Here is a 23,605-nt window from a genome sequence, read left to right as displayed (position 1 = left end):
TCTCCATATCACAAAAATATATGGCTAATTTAAAGGAAGTAAAGGAAAGAATTAATTCGGTAGTTTCTACGCAGCAAATTACCAAAGCCATGAAAATGGTGGCAGCAGCGAAACTAAGAAGGGCGCAGGACAAAATCACTCAGATGCGTCCTTACTCACAGAAATTAACAGCTATCCTGAACAATGTTTCCGCTGCCAGTGATGGTCAAGCTGACATTGTCTTTGCTGAAAAACGTGAAGTCAATAATGTCCTAGTGATTCCAATCACTTCTGACAAAGGTCTTTGTGGCGCTTTCAACTCAAATGTATTGAAAGCCTCAAGTACTGCTATTGCCGGTCAGTTTGTAGGGAAAAATATTACTGTTCTTCCTTTGGGAAAAAAGGCATTTGAATTCTTCAAGAAAAGAGGATTCAATGTAATTGATACTTATTACCAAGTTTTCTCTGACGTCTCTTTTGAAAATGTGAAGTTGGCTGCTGAGTTTGCTATGAATCAGTTTGCTGATGGGAACTACGACAAAATAGTATTGGTATATAACCACTTCAAAAATGTGGCAACGCAAGAAGTAATAGTAGAGAACTTCCTTCCAATGTCTTCTGATACAGAAGATGCTGTTAAGAAAGGGTCTGATACGGACTATATCCTTGAACCATCAAGAGAGTTTATCATCGAAGAACTTGTTCCTACTTCATTGAAAATTCAGTTTTTCAAGGCTGTACTTGAAAGCAATGCTTCCGAACATGGCGCTCGTATGACTGCTATGGACAAAGCAACTGAAAATGCTGGTGAGTTATTGAAAGACCTAAGATTGATGTACAATAGATCACGTCAAGCTGCTATTACCAATGAAATCCTTGAGATCGTAGCCGGTGCAAATGCACTTGGAGGGAAGTAAGTTAAGAATGAAGATCTAAGATTTTAGATTTATAATAAAAAAAACCACAAGCTGAGAAGTTTGTGGTTTTTTTGTTCTTTTTTTGTCTTTTCCTCCTAAAAACCCATGGTTTTGAGTTCTTTATAAAAGGGGCGTTAGCCCTGAATTCTTCGTAGTATAACGAGGGGGTAGGTAATTTAAAAGAGGGACGTAGCCCTGATTTCTTCAAATTCCCATCAGCTCTCAGGTTTATTTTTTTGATGTATTCAGATAAAAGGGCTACGCTGCAAAAATCCATTACAGGGCAAGTATTATAATAGGGTAATTTTTGTCAACGCTTTGTATGGAAACCAAAAAAGGCCGTCCTTTTAGGACAGCCTCAATTTTAGTTTTAAAATTATAATAGATGGTTGTGAAGCTTTAGATAATGGAGTAGCTAGTATTTGTTAATATCTAGAATCAACAAATATCATATTTCTGTTACTTCATCCCAACCAATATGACATCCAAAGTCACTTCGTCATAGATCATTTTATCTGCAAGGTTTTCGAAGTAATTGCCAGATCTGTATTTGATGTCATACTTTGTTCTGTCAAAAGTTATCTTACCTGTAGCAGTCACTTTGTTTCCTGCTTCTGTTACTTGAACTGGAAATGTAACTGGGCTACTGATTCCTTTGATGACCAGATCACCTGTGATTTGGAAATCTTTACCATTGCTGGAAGTAGCTTTTGTGATTTTAAAAGTTGAATTTTTGTGTTTTTCTACCGAAAAGAAATCATCTGATTTCAAGTGGTTTACCAATCTTTGATTTGAGTTGGCGTCTTTTATGTCTTCAACGGAAATACTTGTCATGTCGATTTCAAAAGAGCCTCCTAAGATTTTGCCGCTTTCATAATCTAAGTTAGCATCAGAAATATTTACTTTCCCAAAATGCTCCCCAGTAACTTTGCTGGCCTTCCAGCTGACCGTACTTTCTGTTTTGTTGACTGCAACTTTTTCAATTTCTGTGTTGGAAAATAGAATGCTGGAAAATAGTCCCAAAGAAAGGGCTAATGATGTGATTAATTTCATGTTTTATGATTGGTTTAAAATATTCTCCTTAGACATTTGAAAAGGGAATTGGTTTAATTTGGTTGGTTCAAAATACTTGAAGATTTATCAAATAAGGACTAGCGTGTTGAATTTAATCAATCACCTCCTTTTTAGCTTCTTCCCAATACACATCCATCTCTGCCAAGGTCATATCTTCGATTTTCTTGCCTGTTTTTTTTGCAGCATTTTCTAGATATTGAAATCTTTTGATGAATTTGATATTGGTTTTTTCCAAAGCCTCTTCAGGATTGATTTCAATAAATCGGGCGTAATTGATCAAGGAAAAAAGTAAATCTCCAAACTCTCCCGTAGCTTTTTCACGATCGATCTCTTTGTCAGAGTCAGCATTGAATTCTGCTTTGAACTCCTGCATTTCCTCCTCGACTTTTTCCCAAACCTGATTTTTCTCTTCCCAATCAAATCCAACTCCCCGGGCTTTTTCTTGAATCCGCATGGATTTGATTAAAGCAGGTAATGACTTGGGTACTCCTCCCAAAACAGAAGTATTTCCTTTCTCCTTCAATTTGATTTTCTCCCAATTTTGCTTGACAGCTTCTTCGTCAGTGGCGATGGTATCACCATAGATATGAGGATGCCTTCTGATCAGTTTTTCACAAAGGCTATCGATGACCGTTTTGATATCAAAAGCCTTTTTTTCATCCCCTATTTTGGCATAGAATACAATATGAAGCAGAATGTCCCCCAGTTCTTTTTTGATTTCCTCCATATCATTCTCCAATATGGCATCCGATAGCTCAAAAGTCTCTTCTATAGTCAAATGTCGAAGACTTTCTATCGTCTGTTTCCTGTCCCAAGGGCATTGTTCTCTCAGCTCATCCATGATTGTCAGTAGGCGATCAAAAGCTTCAAGCTGCTGTTTTCTAGAGGATAATTCAGACATATTGGGGAAACTAATTGGAATGTATGGGGGTTTTGAAAGTATTGCGTAAATTTGTAAAAATTAATTTGATATGGCAACTCTATATTTGACATTAGGCTTTCTGGCACTGTTTTTCGTTATGATGTCAGTAAGACTTATATTCCTTAAAAATGGTGAGTTTAAAGGTACTTGTGCTTCACAAAACCCTTACCTTAATAAAGATGGTGGTACTTGCAGCTATTGCGGGAAAACTGTCGATTCTGACAGCAGTTGTGGTAACCCAGAAAATGAGGTGGACAAAGTGCTAGCAAAATTTAAATAATACTTCTTTAAGACTCCCAATTCTGGGATTTTTCAATATCACCTTAATTATTTTCAAGTGGCTTTAATAAAATCGATTTCTGGTATTCGTGGTACCATTGGTGGCAAACCTGGTGAAGGGCTGACTCCTTTGGATGTAGTAAAATTCACAGCTGCTTATGGCTCTTGGGTCATGGAGCATTCTTCAAATACAAAGATTGTGATCGGTAGAGATGCCCGAATTTCTGGCGAAATGGTCTCAAAACTTGTCGCTGCAACACTCCAAGGATTAGGCCTTGATGTGGTTGATTTGGGGCTAAGCACCACACCTACAGTGGAACTTGCTGTGCCTTTAGAAAATGCAGGCGGTGGAATCATTCTTACCGCTAGCCATAACCCCTTGCAATGGAATGCTCTCAAGTTACTCAATGAAAAGGGAGAGTTTATTTCTGATGCAGAAGGAAAAGATATTTTGGCGAAAGCTGAAAATGACGCTTTTCACTTTGCTGAAGTCAAAAAACTCGGTTCTTACACTACCATCGATGATTATATAGATAGACATGTGGAACATGTTCTTGGTTTGAAACTGGTCGATAAGGAAGCGATTGCTGCTAGAAACTTCAAAGTAGTCATTGATTGTGTCAACTCTACTGGCGGGATTGCTTTACCAAAGTTATTGAGAGCACTTGGCGTAGAGCATATTGAAGAAATGTATTGTACACCTGATGGACATTTTCCACATAATCCAGAGCCGCTTCCTGAAAACTTAAGAGATATCTCTGAGAAATTGAAAAAGGGGAAATATGATCTTGGAATTGTGGTCGATCCAGATGTGGATAGACTATGTTTTATGAATGAAGATGGTTCTCCATTTGGTGAAGAATACACTTTGGTAGCTGTTGCTGATTATGTGCTTTCTCAAACTCCTGGGAATACCGTTTCAAACTTGAGTTCTACCAGAGCCTTAAGAGATGTGACAGAAAAAAGAAGTGGGACCTACAATGCTGCAGCTGTGGGAGAGGTGAATGTGGTAAACAAAATGAAAGAAACCAATGCCGTAATTGGAGGAGAGGGAAATGGTGGGGTGATCTATCCTGAATCACATTACGGAAGAGATGCTTTGGTTGGAATTGGTTTATTTTTGACACATTTGGCAAAATTTGGGAAGTCAATCTCTAGATTAAGAGCTTCCTATCCAAACTATCATATTTCTAAAAATAAAATCGAACTGACACCTGAGATCAATGTAGATCAGGTTTTGGATGCGATCAAAAAGAAATATTCCAAACAACCAGTCAATGATATTGACGGGGTGAAAATAGAGTTTGACAAGGAATGGGTTCATTTGAGAAAATCAAATACAGAACCGATTATCAGAATCTATTCTGAATCGGAAAGTCAGGCTACAGCAGAACACCTAGCCAATAAAATAATGCTTGACATAAAAGAGGTGGTTACAGCCTCCTAAAAAAAACTGCTTGATGATGTGATTTGATAGCAGAAAAATAAATTTACCAGCCCAAATATTGAAGAGATCATGAGAGTTTATTTTGATAACGCCGCAACAACGGCGATGGACGACAGAGTTATAGAAGCCATGTTGCCTTTTATGAAAGAACACTATGGCAATCCGTCTTCTGTCCATAGTCATGGAAGAGAAGTGCGTTCTGCCATAGAAAAATCCAGAAAGAAAGTTGCGGAATTATTGAATGCGTCGCCTTCAGAAATATTTTTTACCTCAGGTGGAACTGAGGCGGATAACACGGCTATCGTATGCGGAATCCAAACTCACGACATCAAACATGCCATCACTTCTCCTTTGGAGCATCATGCCGTCTTACATACTTTACAGGAATGTGAAAAAAAAGGATTGCTTAAGCTAAGTGTTTTGGAAATAAATGAAAAAGGAGAACATGATTTAGCTCATTTGAACAAGCTTCTGAAAGAAAATCCTAAAAGCTTAATTTCAATTATGCATGCCAACAATGAAATTGGCAATATCAATGATTTGAATGCAATTGGAAATCTAGCCAAAGAACATGATGCTTTTTTTCATTCTGACACAGTTCAGACCATGGGACATTACAAACATGATCTTAAAAACCTGCCTGTTGATTCAATTGTAGCCGGCGGGCACAAGTTTCATGGACCAAAAGGTGCTGGCTTTTTGTATGTGAATAAAGCGAAAAAAATCTCGCCTTTCATTTACGGTGGAGCCCAAGAAAGAAATATGCGTGGTGGAACTGAAAATGTGATAGGTATTGTCGGGATCGCCAAAGCTTTGGAATTGGCGTACGAAGATATGGAAGGTCACAGGAAACATGTCGAAGGATTGAAAACCAGATTTATAGAACAACTTAGAGCTCATATTTCTGGTGTTGAATTCAATGGTTTGTCAGCTGATTTGGACAAAAGTCTATACACAGTCTTGAATGTGAGTTTACCTCCTTCTGAGGACAATGCAGGAATGTTACTTTTCAACCTAGACTTGAATGGAATTTCTGCTTCAGGGGGTTCTGCTTGTAGCAGTGGAGCTTCTGTTGGTTCACACGTATTGAGAGCACTGGGCGCAAGTCCAGAAAGAGATGCTGTCAGATTCTCTTTTAGCCGATTCAACACAGTCGAAGAAGTTGATTATACAGTAGAAAAACTGAAAGAACTTTACGGCGTTATTGCTTAATCGTAGTTTATCAATAATTTTAAACCTGACAGGTTTTAACTCTAAAAACAGGACTAATTTCCGGCGTAAATAATAAAAACAGTCGGGATTTTGTGAAGGTCAATCTTCGCCTTCTTCCAATTTTGGACAGTTTTCGTTTGGATAAATTCATCAGCACCAGTTAGATTTTTACCTATACAAAGCTTTGTATTTGGATGTAAATTGTTTTTCAAATCCTCAAAAAGTGGATTGTTTCTAAATGGCGTTTCCATAAAAATCTGGGTACGATTGCTTTTGATGGATTCTGCTTCCAGATTTTTGATGGAGGCGATTCTGTCTTTTTTATCGATAGGCAGATAGCCATGAAAAGCAAAGGACTGTCCATTAAACCCTGAACCCATCAAAGCTAAAAACATGGAACTTGGCCCTGAAAGCGGTACAACTTGAATGCCTTTTTCATGTGCCCAAGCTACAGCAATTGCTCCAGGGTCTGCGATTCCAGGGCAACCAGCCTCTGAAATAATCCCCATATCTTGTCCATTGAGTATTGGCTGCATCAGCTCTGCAAGTTGTGGGATTCGCGTTTTTTTATTCAAAATCTCCAAATGTAAATCTTCGATTACCAGTCCAAGCTTTAAGCTACTGATATATCTTCTGGCGGTTCTAAGTTCTTCGACAAGATAATGCTTTGTGTTTTTGACCACTTCCTTGATCTGAGGAGACATGACATTCTGTGAAGTGTTTTCTGCAAGGATAGATGGAATGAGGAAAAGTTTGCCTTTCATGACGCAAAGATGGCCAAAAAATAGTCAACGGTCAACAGTTTATGATTGTACATTTCTTCGTAGATGACTCTTCAAAAAAGTTTACATTTAACGAAACAATTGCTAGCTTTGTTTCGTTATTGTATGATAAGAAAATGATGGTAAAGCGATTTAAAACAAAGCTCTTAGAAGAGGCTTTTGAGTTTATCCAAAAACAAGATATAAAAGCAAGGAAAAAAATACTTCAGAATATTAGACGAGCTGAACAACATTCTGATTCTAAATTTTTCAAAAAACTAACCAGCGAAATTTGGAAATTTAGGACTTTATATTCAGGAATTCAATATCGGCTTTTGGCATTTTGGGAAAAAGAAGATAAAATTGAAACTTTTGTTTTTGCGACACATGGAATTATCAAAAAAACCTGTAGAGTAGACAAAAAAGAAATCGAGAAAGCAGCTAACATCAGAATAGAATATCTAAAAAACAAAAAGAAATGAAGAGTTATAAATTAGAAGAAGCGGAAGACTTGTTGATCGGTAAGATTGGAACACAAGAGAGAGATGAGTATGAATTTGAATTAAAACTTGAACTAATTGGTGATATGATTAAAATCGCTCGCAAAAAACGAAAACTGACTCAGGAACAATTAGGAGAATTGGTGGGAGTGAAAAAAGCTCAAATATCAAGATTAGAGAATAGCACTGGCAATGTAACATTTGAGACTGTAGTTCGAATCTTTAATGCTTTGGGTGCAAAAATGAACGTAAATCTTCAGATGTGAAAAATCAGTTTTGTCAATAGTTTTCAAAGCTTCTTTTTGTTCGGAAAAAAATAGATCTTCAAATTTTTATTCCCAAGATCAAGAAAAATCAGAAAAGACCATAGTTTTTTCGAACTATGGTCTTTTCTGATTTTTACCTAAAAGTATACTTCAGACCTATACCTGCTCGGAAGTAATTTCCGTATTCGGTGGGAAAAACAGGAGAGGCTTCAAGAAGAAACCCGAAATTTCTCGTATTGGAAAATGGCTTGATTAAGACTCCAAGTGGAATACCTAAATAAAGTCCATCTCTATTTCCTTCAGTTCCCAAATGAAAACCACTGTAGAAATTCACTTCTTCTTTTTGGACGAAGTTATAGCCAAAAGTACCTTCTATTCCCACTCTGCCTCCCGTAGAGACACGAGCCTCTCCGAAGATTTTCTTGTCCGGGTCTGATCCGATTGAGGCAAAAGTTGCAGAACTCAACCTGTAAACTCCCGCACTGATTTGCGCTTGTGACTCAAGGATAGCTGCAAAAAACAACAGCATCGAAAATAACATTAACTTTTTCATAAATTATAAATAGTTGGTTTTCGATGTTTTTGCAAAGACTTTGCCAAAAATGGGTTTACTTCTTAGGTAAGAAGTACTCTTTTTCCAGACTGACTGCTCTCAAATGCTGATTCAATGATCTGAAGGACAGCAATGGCTTCATCGATTTTCACGAGAGGGGTTTCTATTCCTTGAATAGCTTTGGCGATATTTTCATAAAAAAGCCTATAATCCCCACGCAAGGTTTCGTATTTGAAGCTTCGATCTTCTAGGTAGATGGTTCCCCAACTTTCTTCTGATTCCAAACCCCAATCCGCACCTTGAGGCAATTTTTCTGCTTTCAAAGCACGTTCTTGAATATCTAGACCAAATTTAGAAAAGGAGCCCTTTTCACCAAGTAAAAGGAATTTCGGCATCGGTGCATTGGAAAGAACAGAAGCTGTGAGTCTGACAAAAACATCACCGTAGCCTAAAGTAATATCAAAGAAATCATCAGCAACAGCATTCGTTCTCTGACTGCGGATATCGGCAGAAACCCATTGTGGCATGCCAAAAAGTAAATAGGCTTGATCTATCAAATGTGTTCCCAAATCATAGGTGATTCCATTTCCAGGAACGTTTTTTTCTCGCCAATTTTCAGTTAGCACAGGTCGGAAGCGATCAAAGTGAGATTCAAAATGTACCAAACGTCCCAAAATTCCTTCATGTAGAATCTTTTGAATCGTCTGAAAATCTCCGTCTAACCTTCGATTTTGGAAAACCGAAAGCAATAAGCCTTTTTGCCCTGCAATCTCTTTCAACTCCTTGGCTTCTTTGGAAGAAATGGTGACCGGCTTATCTACCACTACATGTTTTCCATAAGAAAGTGCAAGCTTGGCTTGATCGAAATGCAAATAATTGGGAGTGACGATGATAATTAAATCAGCGGCATCAGCCTCAAGTAAGGCTTCTAAACTTTTGAAGATTTGAACCTGAGGATATTTTTCTTTTGATTTTGTTAAATTTCTTTCTACAACAGCCACCAGCTCCAAATTTTCGCAAACAGAAATTAAGGGAGCATGGATTTTTTCCCCCACTGATCCATATCCCACTAATGCCGCTTTTATCTTACTCATTTCAATTATTTAAAGAAAAACAAAATCTGATTTATAATTCTAGTTAATATAAATAGAACTGGATCAGTTCTTCTATTTCTAATGTTTTAGATTTTTTTCTTATTTCGCCGAAGGCATATTTCCACATTATTTCATTCTCTAAATATAAAAATCCAGTTAGTTACTTAATATTTCTATACTAATGTTGTGGATACCCATATCAAATATTCATTTCCATCGCTTTTTTCACCAGTTCTAAGGCAGAACTAACTCCTAGTTTGGAATTTATTTTTTTTCTGTGGGATTCTACAGTAAGTTGACTCAGGTGCAATTCTTCGGCAATTTCTCTATTGATTTTACCATCTTTTATCATAAGAAAGATTTGCAATTCTCTTTTAGAGAGTTTGTATTTGTCCCTAAATGAATCATAATAATAATAATCGTTGTTTTGTTGGATGACTTTTTGAAAACTCATCACGTGACTTCCGTCCAAGACTTCTCTGATGGTATAGATCAACTCGTCCGGATCAGCATCTTTGAGCATGTAGGCATTGGCACCAAGTTTTTGGCACTTTTTAAAAATAGTTTCATCGTCATACATGGACAGCACAATGACTTTTGTTCTAGGGTATTTTGATTTGATGGCGCTGATGACGCCATCACCACTCATCACAGGCATATTCATATCTGTCAGGACCACATCTACACGCTTGGTTTCAAGAAAATCGATTAATTCTTGACCATTGATGAAAGTTCCGCAAATCTGAAAATCCTCCTCCTCAGCAAGGAGGCCTTCGATTCCTTTGGCGAATAGTTTGTGATCGTCTGCGATTGCTATTTTTATCATGATAAGGGTAATTATCCAAAAGATAGCTTATGCATTTGAATTTGGCAATAAAAGTTTGATTTGTGTACCTTTTTTTAGTTCAGAGTGAATTTCTATTGTTCCACCGATTGTTTTCATTCTAGATTTTAGATTATTCATTCCTGAGCCTGCACTTTCCAGATTTGTGTCAAATCCAATACCATCATCTGATATACTCACCTCCAAGAAGTCATGATAATAATCGAGTTTGATTTTGATAATTTCAGGTTTGGCATGTTTGATGGCATTATTCAGACATTCTTGAATGACTCTGATCAAAACCAGTTTCTTTGAGTTCTCATAAGCTATAGGCTCGCCGGTTCTTTCGTATTCTACTTTGCAAAATTCTAGACGCTCCAACTTACCAAGTTCTTTTTGAATATAAACATCCAAGTCAACTGTGGCTACCCAATCCAAATTTAAAGATTTCGATAAGTTTCTGACTTCCTTTATTACTTGGTTGACCAGTTGTTTTCCCTCTTGTATTTTTTCAGGTTTAGAGTTGTTGAGCGTAAGTTTGGTGAGAGAAAGGAGCTGACCAATATTATCATGAAGCTCTCTGCCCACATGATTAAGCGTTTCTTCTTGAATTTCTTTTTCGACATTCAGAATCGTCTTCTCAAATTCAGCTTTTAAGCTTTCCAGCTTTTGTTTATTTTTGATTTGCCTGCTTCTGTGAATCAATACCATAGTGACGATAAAGCCAGCCATCAGCAAGGTCAGCAGTGACCCAAATAAAATCAAAAGAAAAATATTACTGCCTTCATTTTCCATGGCTTACAACCCTAGATTTCAAATCATTTTGGATTGCCTAATTTAGGCTTTTTGAACTGATTTTTTTAAGTAGGGAAGATAAAAAGCCAATCCCATTACTAAATACATGAAAATGGACATGGTTCTTTTTAAGGAGCCTAAAATTAAAATTAGATTTCGATCCAAATCAGTTACAAATGTTACTGAAGAAAAGTAAAGGAAAGTACTCGTGTAAAATAAAAATATACAGGTAGTAATCCAAAATAGAGGATTCGAAGCCAGTTTTTCATCGATAAACCAGTCTTTTAGGAAAACAGAAATAAAGTAGTAAATGCAGCAAAGAATAATTATAAAACTCCCTAAAGAAAAAGAATAGGTATGAAAAATAGATAAGTCTTCAATAAAAAGGGTGTAGATAATTCCCCAAAACAGAAATGAAATAGATGCTATTTTGATCAGGAGTTTTGCTTTTTTAGATTCAAAAAAACTTTCGAAAAGCCATAGGATCAATAAAGTCTCTATATAAACAAAGAATATGTTGTAGACATCAATGTTGTTTATTTTCCTTGGAACTGTATAGGCTCCATATGACTCAAGACAGAATGCAAGTATTAAAATAATAAATGTGATAAGATGTTGCTTCTTAAAGCTATTTTTTAAAAAAAAGTGAGGTATGCTGAGACTGTTCATTTAAGTGTGTCTGCTAACTTTACACAAGATGAACAAGAAAAAGACAATTGAGGATTTATTAAATGATCCAAAGATGAGTGACCGTCTAAAAGAGCGGTTATACAGCAAGAAGGGCTTGCTGGGCAAAGAGAGCCCCTTTAGTGAGATTTTACAACAAATGGTGAATACCATGCTTGAGGGAGAGATTGAGAGTTTTCTATTAGAAGAGCGGGCCTCTGGCCATGTTAATAAGCGTAATGGCAGGACTCCCAAGCGAGTGGTGAGCGATGCCGGTTTTCTGGATATTTCTACTCCCAGAGACCGTAATGGAGACTTTGAGCCCGAACTGGTAGGCAAACGTGAACGTGAACTGAGCAGCGGCCTTGATGATCAGATACTGGCGCTGTATGCGCAGGGTAATTCAGTGGAAGACGTAAGACGTCTGCTGGAGGAGATTTACGGGGTGAGTATCTCAGCAGGCCGTATCTCCCAGATTACCGATAAGGTGCTCCCTGAGATTCAGGAATGGCGTACAAGAAGCCTTCAAAGCTTTTATCCCATCGTGTACCTGGATGCCATACACTTCAAAGTACGCCAGGAGGGCAAATACATCAGTAGCGCCTTCTATACAGTATATTCGGTGGATTGGGAAGGGAATAGGGACGTATTAGGTCTTTACATCAACTCGGGCGGAGAAGGAGCTAAAAAATGGGGCCTGGTAATGGAAGATCTTAAATCAAGAGGAGTAGCCGATATTTTGGTGGTCTGCACGGATGATCTACAGGGATTTTCCGAACAGATTCAGGAAGTGTTCCCTGCTTCAGTTGTCCAAAAGTGCATTGTTCATCAAATGAGGAATTCGCTGAAATATGTGGATGAAGCTGATAAGAAGGCTTTAATAAAGGACTTACGTCAGGTATACACCTCCACCACTGAAGAAGGTGCGAAAACAGCATTGTCAGCCTTTGAAGCCACATGGGGCAAGAAATATAAGTATATAGTACGGCAATGGCGTGACAACTGGACTGAGCTGATGGCATTCCTGGATTTTCCTGTAGGGATGCGGAAGATGATCTATACAACAAATCCGGTAGAGGCCCTACATCGGATCATGCGAAAACTGATAAAAAGCAAAGCTGCATGGGCATCGGAAACAGCACTGTTAAAGCAGCTCTATTTATCGATCAGTCGGAACGAAAAGTCATGGAAGAAAAATGCAAGGGGATGGACTTCCATCCAGCGTGAAATCATGGAGCTGTACCCGGATAGGGTGCCACAAAAAAACTGAATTTTCAGCCTACTGTCTTAGTTGCCTTAAGGCAACTAAGACAGTAGGCTGAAAGAAAGATTAAACCTTAGACACAGTTTAATGAACTATTCCGGTATGCTTAAAAGCAACCCCACTAAAATTACAACTACATACCAATCTATATGTTCCATTCTTTATATTTTTAGCAATCTGGAGGACACATTCTTCCTCCATTCCAGCCATCATCCTCTTCTTCGTCAGAATCATCGGAATCTATTGCATCACCGATTTCCTGAAGACCGCCTTCAGTTTTATTTGTCGGTACCAAAACTAATGAAACTCTTCCAATATAGTCTTTCCAAATCAACTATTGGAAATGGAAATGAAATAACCCATTAAATTTTTTGCTCAGATCTATTGAAATATGGAAGGTAGAATGCAAGACCCATTCCTAGGTACATGGTTACTGCCATGATTTTATTTATACTAGCTAAAATTGAATTTAATTTCGGATCTATTTTTAATATGAGATTAACTGAGGAAAAATAAAGTGTTGTCGCAGAATAAAAGAAAAATATAAACACTGTAATCCAAAACAGTGGATTAGCCATTAGAAACTCTTTGATATACCATTCTTTTAAAAATATTGATACTAAGAAATAAATACAACATAATATAATGATTAAGCTCCCTATTGAAAAGGAAAGGGTATGGAAAGCCCTAAGATTCTCGATGAGTATAGTGTATAATATTCCCCATAATAGAAATGCGAACGATGCTATTTTTAGAAAAAATTTTGGTTTTTTCTCTTTGAAAATACTATAAAATAAGCCCAGTATTAAAAGTGTTTCGCCATAAACAAAAAATAAGTTATAGGCTAAACTATTATTTATTTTTCTTTGAACCGTGTATTCGCCATAAAGCTCAAGTATATTTGCAACAATCAAAATGGCAAAACTGATTAAATGCTCCTTTTTATATTTACTTTTTAAAAAAAAGTGGGGAATGCTAAAAAGCAACCCCACCAATAATGACCCATTATACCAATCTATTAATTCCATTTTTAATTATTAGCAATTTGGAGGGCAAAGTTTTCCTCCATTCCAGCCATCCTCCTCCTCTTCGTCAGAATCATCGGAGCCTATGGCATCACCGATTTCCTGCAGACCACCATCAGTTTTATTTGTCGGTACCAAAACTAATGAAATTCTTCCAATATAGTCTTCTCTCTTTGGCCTATCCGCAGGAATCATAGCAATGGTTTCTTTGTTGTACTGTCCGAAGTACATTTTCAGTCCACCAACCTTTCCATCCGCGTCAGCTTTTTTTAAAGCCTCTTCTATGGTTTCTCTGTCAAACCAAACCCAGTCAGTTTGTTTTTCGATTGGTTTGTCATCCTTATCCCGGCCGGGAATGTTGATTTGTCCATGTTTGCTGTAGTTCTCTCTAAATTTTTTGATTAATCCTTTTTTCATATTGTTATGTGTTTGATTACCAGTATTTCCATTTTTAGCAAATAAATTAAATAAGTAGTATTGTTGATACTTTTAAATAGAAGCAGGGCCCGTTTCTACTTGGTTAATAAGCGTTTGAATTTCTTCTCGATATAAAGAAAGGAATAAAAAAAGAAAGTCCAAATGTCAAGTACATAATACCAGCCAACAAGCGGTTGAAATTAAATACAATCTCTACATTTTCGATAACAGGTCTTGGGTAAAACTGATATGTGCCAAAAAGTAAAACCGCTTCACAATAGAAAAATAGCAAGGAACAAACGATCCAAAAGTGAGGGACACTTAAGATATTCCTTTCAGCAAAGATTTTTAGATTCAGAATTTTTGAAAAGAAGTGAATACTTAAAGTAATGATGGCTATAGCGAAAGGAAGAAAAGAAAAGAATTGAAAAGTACTTGTGATTTCTTGGAAGAAATAGGTATTCGCCAATCCCCAAATCATCAAAACTATGGTTATGAATCGGATTTTTTTCTTTACTAAAGCGTCGATTTCTAAAGAATAGAAATAAAAAATTAAAAGAACAGACTCTAGGTAAACCCATCCGATATTGTAGAGGAGAGAATTGTTGATAGACCTGGATGCGGTATAGTCTCCAGTCATTTCCATTAAAAACACCAAAAAAAGGATTGCTAGAATGACTCCATGATTTTTGATTTGAGGTTTGTTTTTGATTCCCCAAAATATAACAGAAGCAATTAGACTAACTCCTATGCAAACGAGATAAAAATTTGAACTCATGTACCTTAGCTATAGATTAATTACAAAGCTAAGAGATATAAAAGCCCTAAAAAATACCCTGAACAGGGTATTTTTTAGGGCTTTCTTTCGAGTCAGTACTTTAATGGATAACGGTAAAAGTTTTGGGGGAACTTGTATTTCTATAACATTTTCAAGCGAACTAATCTCAAATTCCCAAAGAGCCATCCCCACAGGATTGCGAGAGAATGAACAAAAAAACCTGCATGTCAATACGGAGGACTTAAGCAGCAAATAACTACCTCCAACACCGAAGGTGTTGAATCTTTTCTCTCTATAATGCCTTCGTCAAATTCAACTCCTCTGGAGTTGGTAGCAGCGAGTATTGAGAATTGTTCTTTCCACCGGATTTTCATCCGGGGTTAATTAGATTTGTTCCCATTCGGGAACGGTGCTTAAAAGTCTAGATATGTTTTGATGGTTTGCAATTATATTCCTGAGTGAGATTGTCTCACATTTGACTAGCCTATCCCATAATCTCATGAGCCTTGCGTGCAAAATTGCATCTCACATTCCCATATGTAGTTTATTCCACATCCCCTAAGAGCCTGTCCCGCAGAATTGCATCCCACAATCTCGAGCGAGTTTTAACTTACATTCCCGAAGGGAATGAACCATGATTAGCCCCGCATTCCAATGCGGAGGAAAAGAATAATCAACCCCACCCCCCAACAACACCGAAGGTGTTGAATTTATAGTAGATATTTTTCATCAAAAATGACCCCATGATCATTCAATAACTTTTTATACTCCTCTAAATATGAAACATGCTTATGATGTTCTTCTTGTTTGATGATATAATCAATTAGCTTATCCTTACTATTTGCATTCACAGTAAAAGCCCCATAACCTTCTTGCCATCCATTCCAATTTTTAAAAAGTAGCTTATCTTTTATTAATGTAGATGTAGATAGTTTAATATCTTTAACCAAACTTGCCAATGAAATTGATTGATGAATATGTGTAAAAATATGGATATGGTCTTCGACTCCATTTAAGCGGTAGAGATGGCAGTTTTTATTTTTCAAATACCCATAGATATAGGCAAATAGTTCTTTTTTATTGCTTTGAGTTATAGTTTTTTCTCTTTTATATGTTGAAAAGACAATGTGATAAAGTAGAGATGTGTAAGTGCTCATGATTAAATAGTTAATGTTAAAAATCATAACTAAGATAGAAAGATTAAAAAAATAATTCAAGGTGTAAGGATAGTTGATTTTCAGTAACTACTCAGGTACATTATTTACTGACCAATATTCAAGTATTTGGAGTCTTGTTGCCCTCTGTGGTGTATTGATGCGTATTTGTATGTGAATGTACGAAAATCAGCTTTAAAGTTGGTTTATCCACATTTTTTTGTGGGGAAAAACAGCGTGGATTATTGGTATTCATGGGATTATGTGCTGATATTCAGGAAACATTTCTATAGTATATTGGACCACAGGGATACGCTTATTCAGGAACTGATCAAGATGAACCTCCAGCTTATGGAGCAGGTCAAGTCTTTAAAATCTAGGGTATCCGATTTGGAAAATGAGCTTGCCCGTTACCGTAATCCCAAAAACAGCCGCAACAGCTCGGTTCCCCCTTCAAAAGACGAGAACCGCCCCAAAAAAAATCAGAGTCTCCGTCAGGATACAGGGCGCAAAACCGGCGGTCAGCCTGGACACAAAGGCCATACCCTTGAAATGACATCCTCCCCGGACATAATAGAAAACCACATCCCTTTATTCTGTACCTGCTGTGGTGGTGATCTGTCGGCGGTTCCAGCAGAACTGTCCTCCAAAAGACAGGTCCTGGATCTTCCTGTGATTAAAGTGGTATGTACCGAGCATAGAATCTTTTCCAAAAACTGTTCCTGTGGAGAAAAGATCAGTGGGTCATTCCCTGACAATATCAATGCCCCCATACAGTACGGGAGCGGTGTTGAAACCATTGTCGGTTATCTGCATGCCAGACAGTATGTTCCCTATAGAAGGATGAAAGAACTTCTCAGGGACTGCTTCGGTATTAATCTCAGCGAGGGGAGTATCGATAACATTATCGGTAGGTTTGCCCGCAAGTCTGCACCAATATATGCAAAGATAAAGACGGCAGTCTCTAAAAGTCCTGTGATAGGAGCTGACGAGACTGGGGCTAAAGTGGATGGAAACAAACAGTGGGTCTGGACTTATCAGACCGAGGAACTCACCCTGTTAGCTATATCTGAATCACGTGGACTTAAGGCGATGAATACACATTTTCCCGATGGGTTCGGAAAGGCAGTATTGTGCCACGATGCATGGAGGGCATACTTCAACTATTCGGAAAACCTGCACCAGCTCTGTTGTGCACATCTGCTTAGGGAGCTCAACTACATTGTTGAACGCTATAAATCTAAATGGGCTGACAGCCTTAGGGCCCTGTTCAGGGAAGCTATCTCACTGAAGAGAAAACTCAAAAAACTACCAGATCCAGAGAATAGCAGGAGTATTGCTTCCATTGAAGAGAAGATGGATAACCTACTCGCCCAACCTGTAGAGTCAAAACATAAAGAAGCAGTATCCCTACAAAAAAGACTCCTGAAATACAGAAAGTCACTTTTTACTTTTCTCTATCACCAAAAAGTACCACCGGATAACAATGCCTCTGAAAGAGCCATACGCAACATCAAGGTGAAACAAAAAATATCAGGACAGTTCAAATCCAACAATGGAGCTGAAAACTTCTGTGTTATAAGATCCGTCGTGGATACCCTGATCAAACGTTCGGGAAATATCTTAGAAAATCTAAATCATATAGCTAATTTACAACCTGAGTAGTTACGATTTTCATTATCTAACCTGCCTTCATGAAATTCAACTCCTTCGGAGTTGGTAGTTGTTAGGTTATGTTTTTCATCCATACCACCGGATTTTCATCCGGGGTTAATTAGATTAGTTCCCTTCGGGAACGTAATACTAAAGTTGGCTTTAACTTAAATATATGATATTAGGTCTTTAAAAAAATTATAGACTAATAATTTGTGATAAACTTGCACTCGTTCCTAAGCGATCCAATCCCTCAGTATCCCTTAATAGACAATGATATAGGAGCGAAGATCAGATTCCCAGCGGGAATGAACCATGATTAGCCCCGCATGCCAATGCGGAGGAAAAGAATAATCAACCCCACCCCCCAACAACACCGAAGGTGTTGAATCATCTTCCCTGTATCACAAAAAAAAGGGAGTCGATTTCTCAACTCCCTTCTTCTATAAAAGCTTTATTCAAGCGCTTCAATATTATGCTGCCTTCTTAGCAGAATCGGCTTCATTGGCAATTTCTTTCTTCATCAAATCCACTACGATTGGAGTCGCAATGTAGATAGAAGAATAAGTACCTACCAATACACCAATGAAGAGTGCAAAAGAGAATCCTCTCAACACTTCACCACCGAATACAAGTAATACCAATACTACGATCAAAGTGGTAAAGGACGTAATCAATGTTCTGCCCATCGTTTGATTGATGGCGTCATTGAACATTTTTACCAATTTAGAAGTACCTCTATTTTCTATATTTTCTCGAATTCTATCAAATACAATCACGGTATCATTGATCGAATAACCTACTACGGTCAGCATCGCTGCAATAAATACCTGATCGATCTCAAATGTAGCTCCCAAGGCACTTGCAATAGCAAATGCAGCAATCACAAAGAATACATCGTGAATCAATGCTATGATAGAGCCTAGAGAGAACTGCCACTTACGGAACCTCAATAGGATATATAAGAAGATTGCTACAAGTGCAAAGAACATGGCTTCTCCAGAAGAAGCTTTGATATCATCTGCTACTGTTGCCCCTACTTTTGAAGAACCCGTGATGGCAAATTGACCATCTTGAAGATTCAATGCATCATCTGCCAAAGTTAATCCAGTTACCGTAGCGATACCTTCTTTTACTTTTTTCTCAACCTCTGCATTAGAAGCATCATCATCTTCATTGATCAAATAGGAAGTAGTTACTTTCAAGATGTTATTTCCACCGAAAGTTTTTACTTCTACAGAGCCATCAAACTCACCATCCAAACCTACTTTCAAATCTGATGTAGCTATTGGCTCGTTGAATTCGACTATGTAGGACCTACCACCTGTGAAATCCACACCAAATTTCAATCCACTGATCAATGCAACTGCCAAACCAACAACGATAAATCCGGTAGAGAATAAATAAGCAATTTTACGCTTGCTCAAGAAATCAATATTCAAATCACTCAAGATATTTTTAGCAAATGGGGTAGCGAAAGAAATGGAACTCTTGTCTCCACCTTTTTTGCTCATCCAGTACACAATCACTCTTGTGATAAATACAGCTGAGAAGAAAGATGATGCGATACCGATCATCAATACAATGGCAAAACCTTTTACTGGACCTTGACCCAAAGCGTAAAGAATAGCACCAGTCAAGAATGTAGTCACGTTGGAATCCAAAATTGCAGAGAATGCTTTGTTGTAACCTTCGTTGATTGCTACCAATAATCCTGAGCCATTTCGAAGCTCTTCTTTGATCCTCTCGAAGATCAAGACGTTTGCATCAATGGACATACCTATGGTCAACACAATACCTGCAATACCTGGTAAAGTTAATGCAGCACCAAGCTGAGCCAAAATACCCAAGATGAAGAAGATGTTGAAAACCAAAGCTGCAATTGCAACAAATCCACCTTTTGCATAATATGCAACCATAAATAGAACAACCAATACCAAACCAGCAACCATTGAAATCACACCTTGGTTGCTAGCCTCTTTACCCAAAGTAGGACCAACAAAGGCTTCTTCTACGATTTTGGTTGGTGCAGGTAAGCTACCTGATTTTAGAATGTTAGCTAAATCTTTCGCCTCTTCCAAAGTGAAGTTACCTGTAATCTGAGATTGACCATTTGGGATTTCTCCTTGAATCGTAGGTGCCGTATAGACATAATCATCCAATACAACAGCTATACTTTTTCCGATATTTTCGGCAGTCAGTTTTCTCCATTTTCTAGCACCGTCAGCATTCATTTGCATGCTCACAGCTGGTCTTGAAGACTGATCAAGCTCTTGTCTTGCGTCAGTGATTACATCACCTTCCAAAAGTGCTTGATCAGAGTTTCTAGTCATTTTGATTCCATAAAGCTGTAACAATTCCATTCCGTCAGCTGCCTGTGGCTTTACCGCCCAAAGGAATTTTATATCTCTTGGTAATACAGATTTCACATCTTCTCTAGCGAAGATTCTGTTGATAGTTACTGTATCTCTGATTTCATAAACCAAACCATAATTGGCTTTTGTCAATGCGAAAATAGGAGAGATTTCAGATGAAAAATCAGAGGTGCTGTCACCATCTGCCAATTGCTGCTCAAGGGAAGAAGCTTCTTCACCTTCTTCAGTTTCTCCTTCTACATCAGTAGCCACTTCTGCAGCTGTTGGAGATTTGCTTGCTTTAGCTTCTGCTACTAAAAGTGCATTTGCAGCTTCTAGCTCACTTGCATAATCATTGATTTCTGCAACTTCCCAAAATTGTAGCTTGGCAACTCCTTGAAGTAAGTTTCTAACTCTTTCTTGGTTATCAACTCCTGGCAATTCGATTTGAATTCTACCAGAACCTTGGATTCTCTGAATGTTTGGCTGAGAAGTACCGAATCTATCAACACGTGTTCTAAGGATATTGAATGATCTTTCGATTGCATTTTCAATTTCAAGGTCGATGATTCCTAAAATATCAGCATCAGTCGATTCCAAAGAAATTCTGCCTCTGTTTGCTGCAGTAGCAAATACTGTATTAAGATTTTTACCACCAGCTTTAGACTGCCAAGAAGTGTAAAAAAGATCTACAAATTTTTCGTTGGTAGTTTTTGCAGCTTCAGTAGCTTCTTCCAATGCAGCATTGAACATTGGGTCTTTGCTGTTTCCAGAAAGTCCTTTGACAATTTCTACAGGAGAAACTTCAAGCGTTACGTGCATTCCACCTTGCAAATCAAGACCCAAACCAAGTTCGGTCTCTTTGATTTCCTTGTAAGTGAAATCTGCTCCTAAGAAATTGTAAACTGGCTCTCTATAAATAGAGTCTAAATAAGATTGTTTTTTGTCGAAATTGACATTTCCGACCTCATCAGTAGCATATTCTGCAGCTTTCTGCTGAATATTGCTTGATACGAATGTGAATGACAAGTAGTACAGACAAAGCGCTGTAACGATTACTGTCAGAAACACAATAACACCTTGGTTACGCATAGTAATTGAATAATTATAGATTGATTTTTAAATGAATAAGTGATTTGAACATCTATAAGATGTTCAGAAATTGAGTTAAGGATTTTTTTAATTAGGGAGCGTTGGTCGAAATGATTCTTTCAAAAAGTATTTCCCTAAATTCTAAATCGATAATTGCTTGACTTAGCGCTAATGAAGCTGAAGGAGCTTCAAAATTCACAATTTCATAAATAATGTAATAAACCTGACTGCCCAAAGTGGTTACAAATGGAACCACCGCGTCAACTGCTACATCTAAAAAAGTTTGATTTTGTTGAGGAGCTTCTTTCTCTGTAGAAGTCTCTTGTTTTTCTGTATTTTCATCTTGTGAAAGATTTGGAAAATATTCCATACCAGACACAAGCATACAAAAGAACATCACCATGATCAGTGTGATGCGTTGCTTGAATAGGTTGATATTTTCTTTTTCTTCTTTCACGGGCTGCAAATATATAAATATTTGAAAACTTACATAGCGAAATGCGCTAAAACTTGTTGTTTATATTGAAAATCAGTTAGTTAAATCTTGACTCTTAGGTAAGTTTTGATCACATCTAGTGCCTTATCAAAGTTTCTGTTATTTGGTACTATAAGATCAGCATCATGTTTAAATGGCTCAATGTATTTTTCATAAGTTGGCATCACATGACTTTCATATCTATAAAGCACATCATCCAAATCATAACCCCGCTCCACTTTATCTCTAACAATTCTCCTTTTCAGCTTGATATACTCTTTGGCATCAATAAAAACTTTGAGATCCAGCAGGTTTGCTAATTCTGGATAGTAAAGCACAAAAATACCTTCTACCACAACCACTGGAGACGGTACAAATTCTAGGATTTTCGGTTTTTTGTTTGGGTTGTTAAAAGTATATTCTTGCCTATATACGGTTTCTCCAGATTGAATTTTTTTGATATCTAGAGCATATTGTTCAAAATCAATAGAACCTGGCATGTCGAAATTATGAACCCCTTTATCATCAATAGGCTGCTGATGTCTAGGCTTGTAATAATTATCCTGAGAGATTAGACAAACTTGGTTTGCTTCAAAGGAGTTGAGTAATTTGTCTAAGAAGAGGGTCTTTCCGGAGGCACTACCACCTGTAATTCCGACAATGTAAGGCTTGCTCATGGAGGACAAAATTAGGGATTTATTTCAAAAACTGCACAAGTGACTTCACAGCTTTTCCCCTATGACTGATTTCGTTCTTTTCTTCTATACTCAATTCTGCAAATGATTTCTCATATCCTTCAGGTTTAAAGATCGGATCATAGCCAAATCCACCCTTGCCTGTTCGGATTTCTAAAATTTCACCTTCTGCAGTACCTTCGAAAGCATGCTCTTCTCCATCTAGGATTAATGCAATGACAGTTCTGAATCTTGCTTTTCGATTTGTTTCTCCATTGAGATTTTTTAAAAGAAGATCAATGTTTCTTTCATCACTTCTTGGCTCTCCAGCGTATCTTCCTGAATATACGCCCGGCTCCCCATTCAAAGCATCCACTTCCAATCCTGTGTCGTCTGCAAAACAGTCTACACCATAATGATCCTTGACATATCTAGCTTTTTGAAATGCATTGTGGTCTAGCGTATTTCCTGTCTCGGGCAATTCTTCATGACATCCTATTTCTTCCAATGACACTATCGTAAAATCATTCCCTAGAGCAGCTTTTACCTCTTCGATTTTCTTTTTGTTATTTGTAGCAAAACAGATTTTCATCTTGTAAAAATAGATTATTTTTTATTGAGTTTAAAGGTTACAAAATTGTAATGTTTTAAAGTTGGGACTTAGCGTGAGTGTATACACCTGATGCCCCAATCCCTTAATCAACCAATAACCAAACCCACATTCCCCAATAAATATCTCCATCCCAAAACCATCCAACCTTCTAACTTTTCCAACTTTCCAACTCCTTTTCCCTAACTTTGGGCAAAATATTTATAGAATGAAAAAGGTAACAGTTTATTGTGGTTCAAATAAGGGAAGGAATCCGATTTATGTCACTGCTGCGCAAGCCTTGGCAACTGAGATGATTCGAAGAGATATGGCTCTAGTTTATGGAGCTGGAAATGTGGGGTTGATGGGAGTGATAGCCGATAAAATGCTAGAAGCAGGGAAGGATGTTTATGGTATTATTCCTCAAAAACTGGTTGACATTGAAGTGGCGCATATTGGCTGCACGGAATTGACAGTAGTGGAGACGATGCGCGATCGAAAGTGGTTGATGGCTGAGAGAGGTGATGGTTTTGTTGCCATGCCTGGCGGAATCGGGACTTTTGAGGAGCTATTTGAGATCATGACACTCAATCAATTGGGATATATTAGAAAGCCACTTGCACTGTATAATGTGAATGGTTACTACGACAAGTTGATTGATTTTTTGAAGTTTAGTTGCGAAGAAGGTTTTCTTCATCAGGCACAGTTGGACTTATTGATCATCTCTACTGATCCTGTGGAGTTATTAGATAAAATGGCGGCATTCCAACCTAAGTTTATTGAGAAGTGGGAGGTCAAATAGACATCCCAAATACTTATTCACTCAGATAATCTGGAGGAAT

At 37.6% G+C, this 23,605-nt stretch carries 26 protein-coding genes; 9 read left to right on the top strand and 17 right to left on the bottom strand.

The genetic code is table 11. The features are described from left to right. Positions 1-20: 20 nt before the first annotated feature. Positions 21-896, top strand: a complete 876-nt coding sequence (gene atpG / locus BELBA_RS03220; RefSeq protein WP_014771316.1) for an ATP synthase F1 subunit gamma — start codon at positions 21-23, stop codon at positions 894-896. Between the two features lie 459 nt (positions 897-1,355). On the opposite strand, the gene BELBA_RS03210 is transcribed toward atpG, so the two are convergent. Both BELBA_RS03210 and mazG read right to left on the bottom strand, forming a co-directional pair. After that, positions 1,356-1,949 carry a YceI family protein gene (locus BELBA_RS03210; RefSeq protein ID WP_014771315.1) on the bottom strand — a complete coding sequence of 198 codons (594 nt, stop codon included), beginning with the start codon at positions 1,947-1,949 and terminating at the stop codon, positions 1,356-1,358. Between the two features lie 112 nt (positions 1,950-2,061). Next, positions 2,062-2,871, bottom strand: a complete 810-nt coding sequence (gene mazG, locus BELBA_RS03205; RefSeq protein WP_014771314.1) for a nucleoside triphosphate pyrophosphohydrolase — start codon at positions 2,869-2,871, stop codon at positions 2,062-2,064. A 70-nt stretch (positions 2,872-2,941) separates the two neighbouring features. Between mazG and BELBA_RS03200 the strand changes: the two genes are divergently transcribed. The 3 genes from BELBA_RS03200 to BELBA_RS03190 all read left to right on the top strand — a co-directional run bounded on the left by BELBA_RS03200 (position 2,942) and on the right by BELBA_RS03190 (position 5,830). Continuing rightward, on the top strand, positions 2,942-3,172 hold the full coding sequence (locus BELBA_RS03200) for a hypothetical protein (protein ID WP_014771313.1): 231 nt from the start codon (positions 2,942-2,944) through the stop codon (positions 3,170-3,172). Positions 3,173-3,229: 57 nt separating this feature from the next. Next, positions 3,230-4,618 carry a phosphoglucosamine mutase gene (gene glmM, locus BELBA_RS03195; protein ID WP_014771312.1) on the top strand — a complete coding sequence of 463 codons (1,389 nt, stop codon included), beginning with the start codon at positions 3,230-3,232 and terminating at the stop codon, positions 4,616-4,618. A 69-nt stretch (positions 4,619-4,687) separates the two neighbouring features. Then, positions 4,688-5,830 carry a cysteine desulfurase family protein gene (locus tag BELBA_RS03190; RefSeq protein ID WP_014771311.1) on the top strand — a complete coding sequence of 381 codons (1,143 nt, stop codon included), beginning with the start codon at positions 4,688-4,690 and terminating at the stop codon, positions 5,828-5,830. Between the two features lie 53 nt (positions 5,831-5,883). Here BELBA_RS03190 and BELBA_RS03185 read toward each other — a convergent pair whose 3' ends face one another. Then, the gene (locus BELBA_RS03185) at positions 5,884-6,594 is read right to left on the bottom strand and encodes an SAM-dependent methyltransferase (RefSeq protein WP_014771310.1); all 711 of its coding nucleotides are present in this window, start codon (positions 6,592-6,594) and stop codon (positions 5,884-5,886) included. A gap of 41 nt (positions 6,595-6,635) precedes the next feature. Here BELBA_RS03185 and BELBA_RS03180 point away from each other — a divergent pair, with 41 nt between their 5' ends. Both BELBA_RS03180 and BELBA_RS03175 read left to right on the top strand, forming a co-directional pair. Further along, entirely contained in the window at positions 6,636-7,073 is a 438-nt protein-coding gene (locus BELBA_RS03180; RefSeq protein ID WP_014771309.1) for a type II toxin-antitoxin system RelE/ParE family toxin, read from the top strand. After that, positions 7,070-7,357, top strand: a complete 288-nt coding sequence (locus BELBA_RS03175) for a helix-turn-helix domain-containing protein (protein ID WP_014771308.1) — start codon at positions 7,070-7,072, stop codon at positions 7,355-7,357. Before BELBA_RS03180 ends, BELBA_RS03175 begins: the two co-directional genes overlap by 4 nt. A gap of 133 nt (positions 7,358-7,490) precedes the next feature. Here the strand turns inward: BELBA_RS03175 and BELBA_RS03170 are convergent, their stop codons facing one another. The 5 genes from BELBA_RS03170 to BELBA_RS03150 form a co-directional block, all read right to left on the bottom strand. Next, positions 7,491-7,910, bottom strand: a complete 420-nt coding sequence (locus tag BELBA_RS03170; RefSeq protein ID WP_041779209.1) for a hypothetical protein — start codon at positions 7,908-7,910, stop codon at positions 7,491-7,493. 62 nt (positions 7,911-7,972) lie between these two features. Then, positions 7,973-9,004, bottom strand: a complete 1,032-nt coding sequence (locus BELBA_RS03165; protein WP_014771306.1) for a Gfo/Idh/MocA family oxidoreductase — start codon at positions 9,002-9,004, stop codon at positions 7,973-7,975. Between the two features lie 199 nt (positions 9,005-9,203). Next, positions 9,204-9,830, bottom strand: a complete 627-nt coding sequence (locus tag BELBA_RS03160) for a response regulator transcription factor (protein ID WP_014771305.1) — start codon at positions 9,828-9,830, stop codon at positions 9,204-9,206. A 27-nt stretch (positions 9,831-9,857) separates the two neighbouring features. Then, entirely contained in the window at positions 9,858-10,622 is a 765-nt protein-coding gene (locus tag BELBA_RS03155; protein ID WP_014771304.1) for a sensor histidine kinase, read from the bottom strand. Positions 10,623-10,664: 42 nt separating this feature from the next. Further along, on the bottom strand, positions 10,665-11,291 hold the full coding sequence (locus BELBA_RS03150; RefSeq protein WP_014771303.1) for a hypothetical protein: 627 nt from the start codon (positions 11,289-11,291) through the stop codon (positions 10,665-10,667). A gap of 28 nt (positions 11,292-11,319) precedes the next feature. On the opposite strand from BELBA_RS03150, the gene BELBA_RS03145 reads away from it, so the two are divergent. Then, positions 11,320-12,558 (top strand): IS256 family transposase, encoded by a 1,239-nt coding sequence (locus BELBA_RS03145; RefSeq protein ID WP_014770852.1) that lies wholly within the window; start codon positions 11,320-11,322, stop codon positions 12,556-12,558. 163 nt (positions 12,559-12,721) lie between these two features. On the opposite strand, the gene BELBA_RS19570 is transcribed toward BELBA_RS03145, so the two are convergent. From BELBA_RS19570 to tnpA, 5 genes are all read right to left on the bottom strand, one after another. Next, the gene (locus tag BELBA_RS19570; RefSeq protein WP_157466048.1) at positions 12,722-12,886 is read right to left on the bottom strand and encodes a hypothetical protein; all 165 of its coding nucleotides are present in this window, start codon (positions 12,884-12,886) and stop codon (positions 12,722-12,724) included. Between the two features lie 28 nt (positions 12,887-12,914). Further along, positions 12,915-13,580: a hypothetical protein gene (locus BELBA_RS03140; RefSeq protein ID WP_014771302.1), complete on the bottom strand. Its 666-nt coding sequence runs from the start codon at positions 13,578-13,580 to the stop codon at positions 12,915-12,917. Between the two features lie 9 nt (positions 13,581-13,589). Then, positions 13,590-13,994, bottom strand: coding sequence for a hypothetical protein (locus BELBA_RS03135; RefSeq protein WP_014771301.1), 405 nt, complete (start codon positions 13,992-13,994; stop codon positions 13,590-13,592). A gap of 103 nt (positions 13,995-14,097) precedes the next feature. Beyond that, positions 14,098-14,772, bottom strand: coding sequence for a hypothetical protein (locus tag BELBA_RS03130; RefSeq protein WP_014771300.1), 675 nt, complete (start codon positions 14,770-14,772; stop codon positions 14,098-14,100). Between the two features lie 710 nt (positions 14,773-15,482). Beyond that, positions 15,483-15,929 carry an IS200/IS605 family transposase gene (gene tnpA / locus BELBA_RS03120; protein ID WP_014771299.1) on the bottom strand — a complete coding sequence of 149 codons (447 nt, stop codon included), beginning with the start codon at positions 15,927-15,929 and terminating at the stop codon, positions 15,483-15,485. Positions 15,930-16,148: 219 nt separating this feature from the next. On the opposite strand from tnpA, the gene tnpC reads away from it, so the two are divergent. Further along, complete coding sequence (gene tnpC / locus BELBA_RS03115) at positions 16,149-17,591, top strand: IS66 family transposase (RefSeq protein ID WP_245531063.1); 1,443 nt, start codon at positions 16,149-16,151, stop codon at positions 17,589-17,591. Between the two features lie 461 nt (positions 17,592-18,052). Here the strand turns inward: tnpC and secDF are convergent, their stop codons facing one another. The 4 genes from secDF to BELBA_RS03095 all read right to left on the bottom strand — a co-directional run bounded on the left by secDF (position 18,053) and on the right by BELBA_RS03095 (position 22,766). After that, positions 18,053-21,025, bottom strand: coding sequence for a protein translocase subunit SecDF (secDF, locus tag BELBA_RS03110; protein ID WP_014771298.1), 2,973 nt, complete (start codon positions 21,023-21,025; stop codon positions 18,053-18,055). Positions 21,026-21,116: 91 nt separating this feature from the next. Beyond that, positions 21,117-21,491 (bottom strand): hypothetical protein, encoded by a 375-nt coding sequence (locus BELBA_RS03105; RefSeq protein ID WP_014771297.1) that lies wholly within the window; start codon positions 21,489-21,491, stop codon positions 21,117-21,119. A 71-nt stretch (positions 21,492-21,562) separates the two neighbouring features. Beyond that, positions 21,563-22,177 carry a uridine kinase gene (gene udk, locus BELBA_RS03100; protein ID WP_014771296.1) on the bottom strand — a complete coding sequence of 205 codons (615 nt, stop codon included), beginning with the start codon at positions 22,175-22,177 and terminating at the stop codon, positions 21,563-21,565. 19 nt (positions 22,178-22,196) lie between these two features. Next, a complete protein-coding gene (locus BELBA_RS03095; protein ID WP_014771295.1) occupies positions 22,197-22,766 on the bottom strand; it encodes a non-canonical purine NTP diphosphatase in 570 nt (189 codons plus the stop codon). A gap of 226 nt (positions 22,767-22,992) precedes the next feature. On the opposite strand from BELBA_RS03095, the gene BELBA_RS03090 reads away from it, so the two are divergent. Next, the gene (locus tag BELBA_RS03090) at positions 22,993-23,565 is read left to right on the top strand and encodes an LOG family protein (RefSeq protein WP_014771294.1); all 573 of its coding nucleotides are present in this window, start codon (positions 22,993-22,995) and stop codon (positions 23,563-23,565) included. Positions 23,566-23,605 lie beyond the last annotated feature (40 nt).

The organism is Belliella baltica DSM 15883 (genome assembly GCF_000265405.1).
Taxonomy (GTDB): domain Bacteria; phylum Bacteroidota; class Bacteroidia; order Cytophagales; family Cyclobacteriaceae; genus Belliella; species Belliella baltica.
The sequence above is the reverse complement of the archived record's forward strand: the minus strand, read 5'-3'. Positions and strand labels throughout refer to the sequence as shown.

Bases quoted from the DNA above. Each gene is read 5' to 3' on its own strand.
- BELBA_RS03145 (WP_014770852.1), top strand. From the start codon at position 11,320: ATGAACAAGAAAAAGACAATTGAGGATTTATTAAATGATCCAAAGATG.
- BELBA_RS03140 (WP_014771302.1), bottom strand. From the start codon at position 13,580: ATGGAATTAATAGATTGGTATAATGGGTCATTATTGGTGGGGTTGCTT.
- BELBA_RS03185 (WP_014771310.1), bottom strand. From the start codon at position 6,594: ATGAAAGGCAAACTTTTCCTCATTCCATCTATCCTTGCAGAAAACACT.
- BELBA_RS03170 (WP_041779209.1), bottom strand. From the start codon at position 7,910: ATGAAAAAGTTAATGTTATTTTCGATGCTGTTGTTTTTTGCAGCTATC.
- BELBA_RS03150 (WP_014771303.1), bottom strand. From the start codon at position 11,291: ATGAACAGTCTCAGCATACCTCACTTTTTTTTAAAAAATAGCTTTAAG.
- BELBA_RS03190 (WP_014771311.1), top strand. From the start codon at position 4,688: ATGAGAGTTTATTTTGATAACGCCGCAACAACGGCGATGGACGACAGA.
- mazG (WP_014771314.1), bottom strand. From the start codon at position 2,871: ATGTCTGAATTATCCTCTAGAAAACAGCAGCTTGAAGCTTTTGATCGC.
- BELBA_RS03130 (WP_014771300.1), bottom strand. From the start codon at position 14,772: ATGAGTTCAAATTTTTATCTCGTTTGCATAGGAGTTAGTCTAATTGCT.
- BELBA_RS03155 (WP_014771304.1), bottom strand. From the start codon at position 10,622: ATGGAAAATGAAGGCAGTAATATTTTTCTTTTGATTTTATTTGGGTCA.
- BELBA_RS03135 (WP_014771301.1), bottom strand. From the start codon at position 13,994: ATGAAAAAAGGATTAATCAAAAAATTTAGAGAGAACTACAGCAAACAT.
- BELBA_RS03200 (WP_014771313.1), top strand. From the start codon at position 2,942: ATGGCAACTCTATATTTGACATTAGGCTTTCTGGCACTGTTTTTCGTT.
- udk (WP_014771296.1), bottom strand. From the start codon at position 22,177: ATGAGCAAGCCTTACATTGTCGGAATTACAGGTGGTAGTGCCTCCGGA.
- BELBA_RS03210 (WP_014771315.1), bottom strand. From the start codon at position 1,949: ATGAAATTAATCACATCATTAGCCCTTTCTTTGGGACTATTTTCCAGC.
- BELBA_RS03095 (WP_014771295.1), bottom strand. From the start codon at position 22,766: ATGAAAATCTGTTTTGCTACAAATAACAAAAAGAAAATCGAAGAGGTA.
- BELBA_RS03180 (WP_014771309.1), top strand. From the start codon at position 6,636: ATGATTGTACATTTCTTCGTAGATGACTCTTCAAAAAAGTTTACATTT.
- BELBA_RS03165 (WP_014771306.1), bottom strand. From the start codon at position 9,004: ATGAGTAAGATAAAAGCGGCATTAGTGGGATATGGATCAGTGGGGGAA.
- atpG (WP_014771316.1), top strand. From the start codon at position 21: ATGGCTAATTTAAAGGAAGTAAAGGAAAGAATTAATTCGGTAGTTTCT.
- tnpA (WP_014771299.1), bottom strand. From the start codon at position 15,929: ATGAGCACTTACACATCTCTACTTTATCACATTGTCTTTTCAACATAT.
- BELBA_RS03090 (WP_014771294.1), top strand. From the start codon at position 22,993: ATGAAAAAGGTAACAGTTTATTGTGGTTCAAATAAGGGAAGGAATCCG.
- BELBA_RS03160 (WP_014771305.1), bottom strand. From the start codon at position 9,830: ATGATAAAAATAGCAATCGCAGACGATCACAAACTATTCGCCAAAGGA.
- secDF (WP_014771298.1), bottom strand. From the start codon at position 21,025: ATGCGTAACCAAGGTGTTATTGTGTTTCTGACAGTAATCGTTACAGCG.
- BELBA_RS03175 (WP_014771308.1), top strand. From the start codon at position 7,070: ATGAAGAGTTATAAATTAGAAGAAGCGGAAGACTTGTTGATCGGTAAG.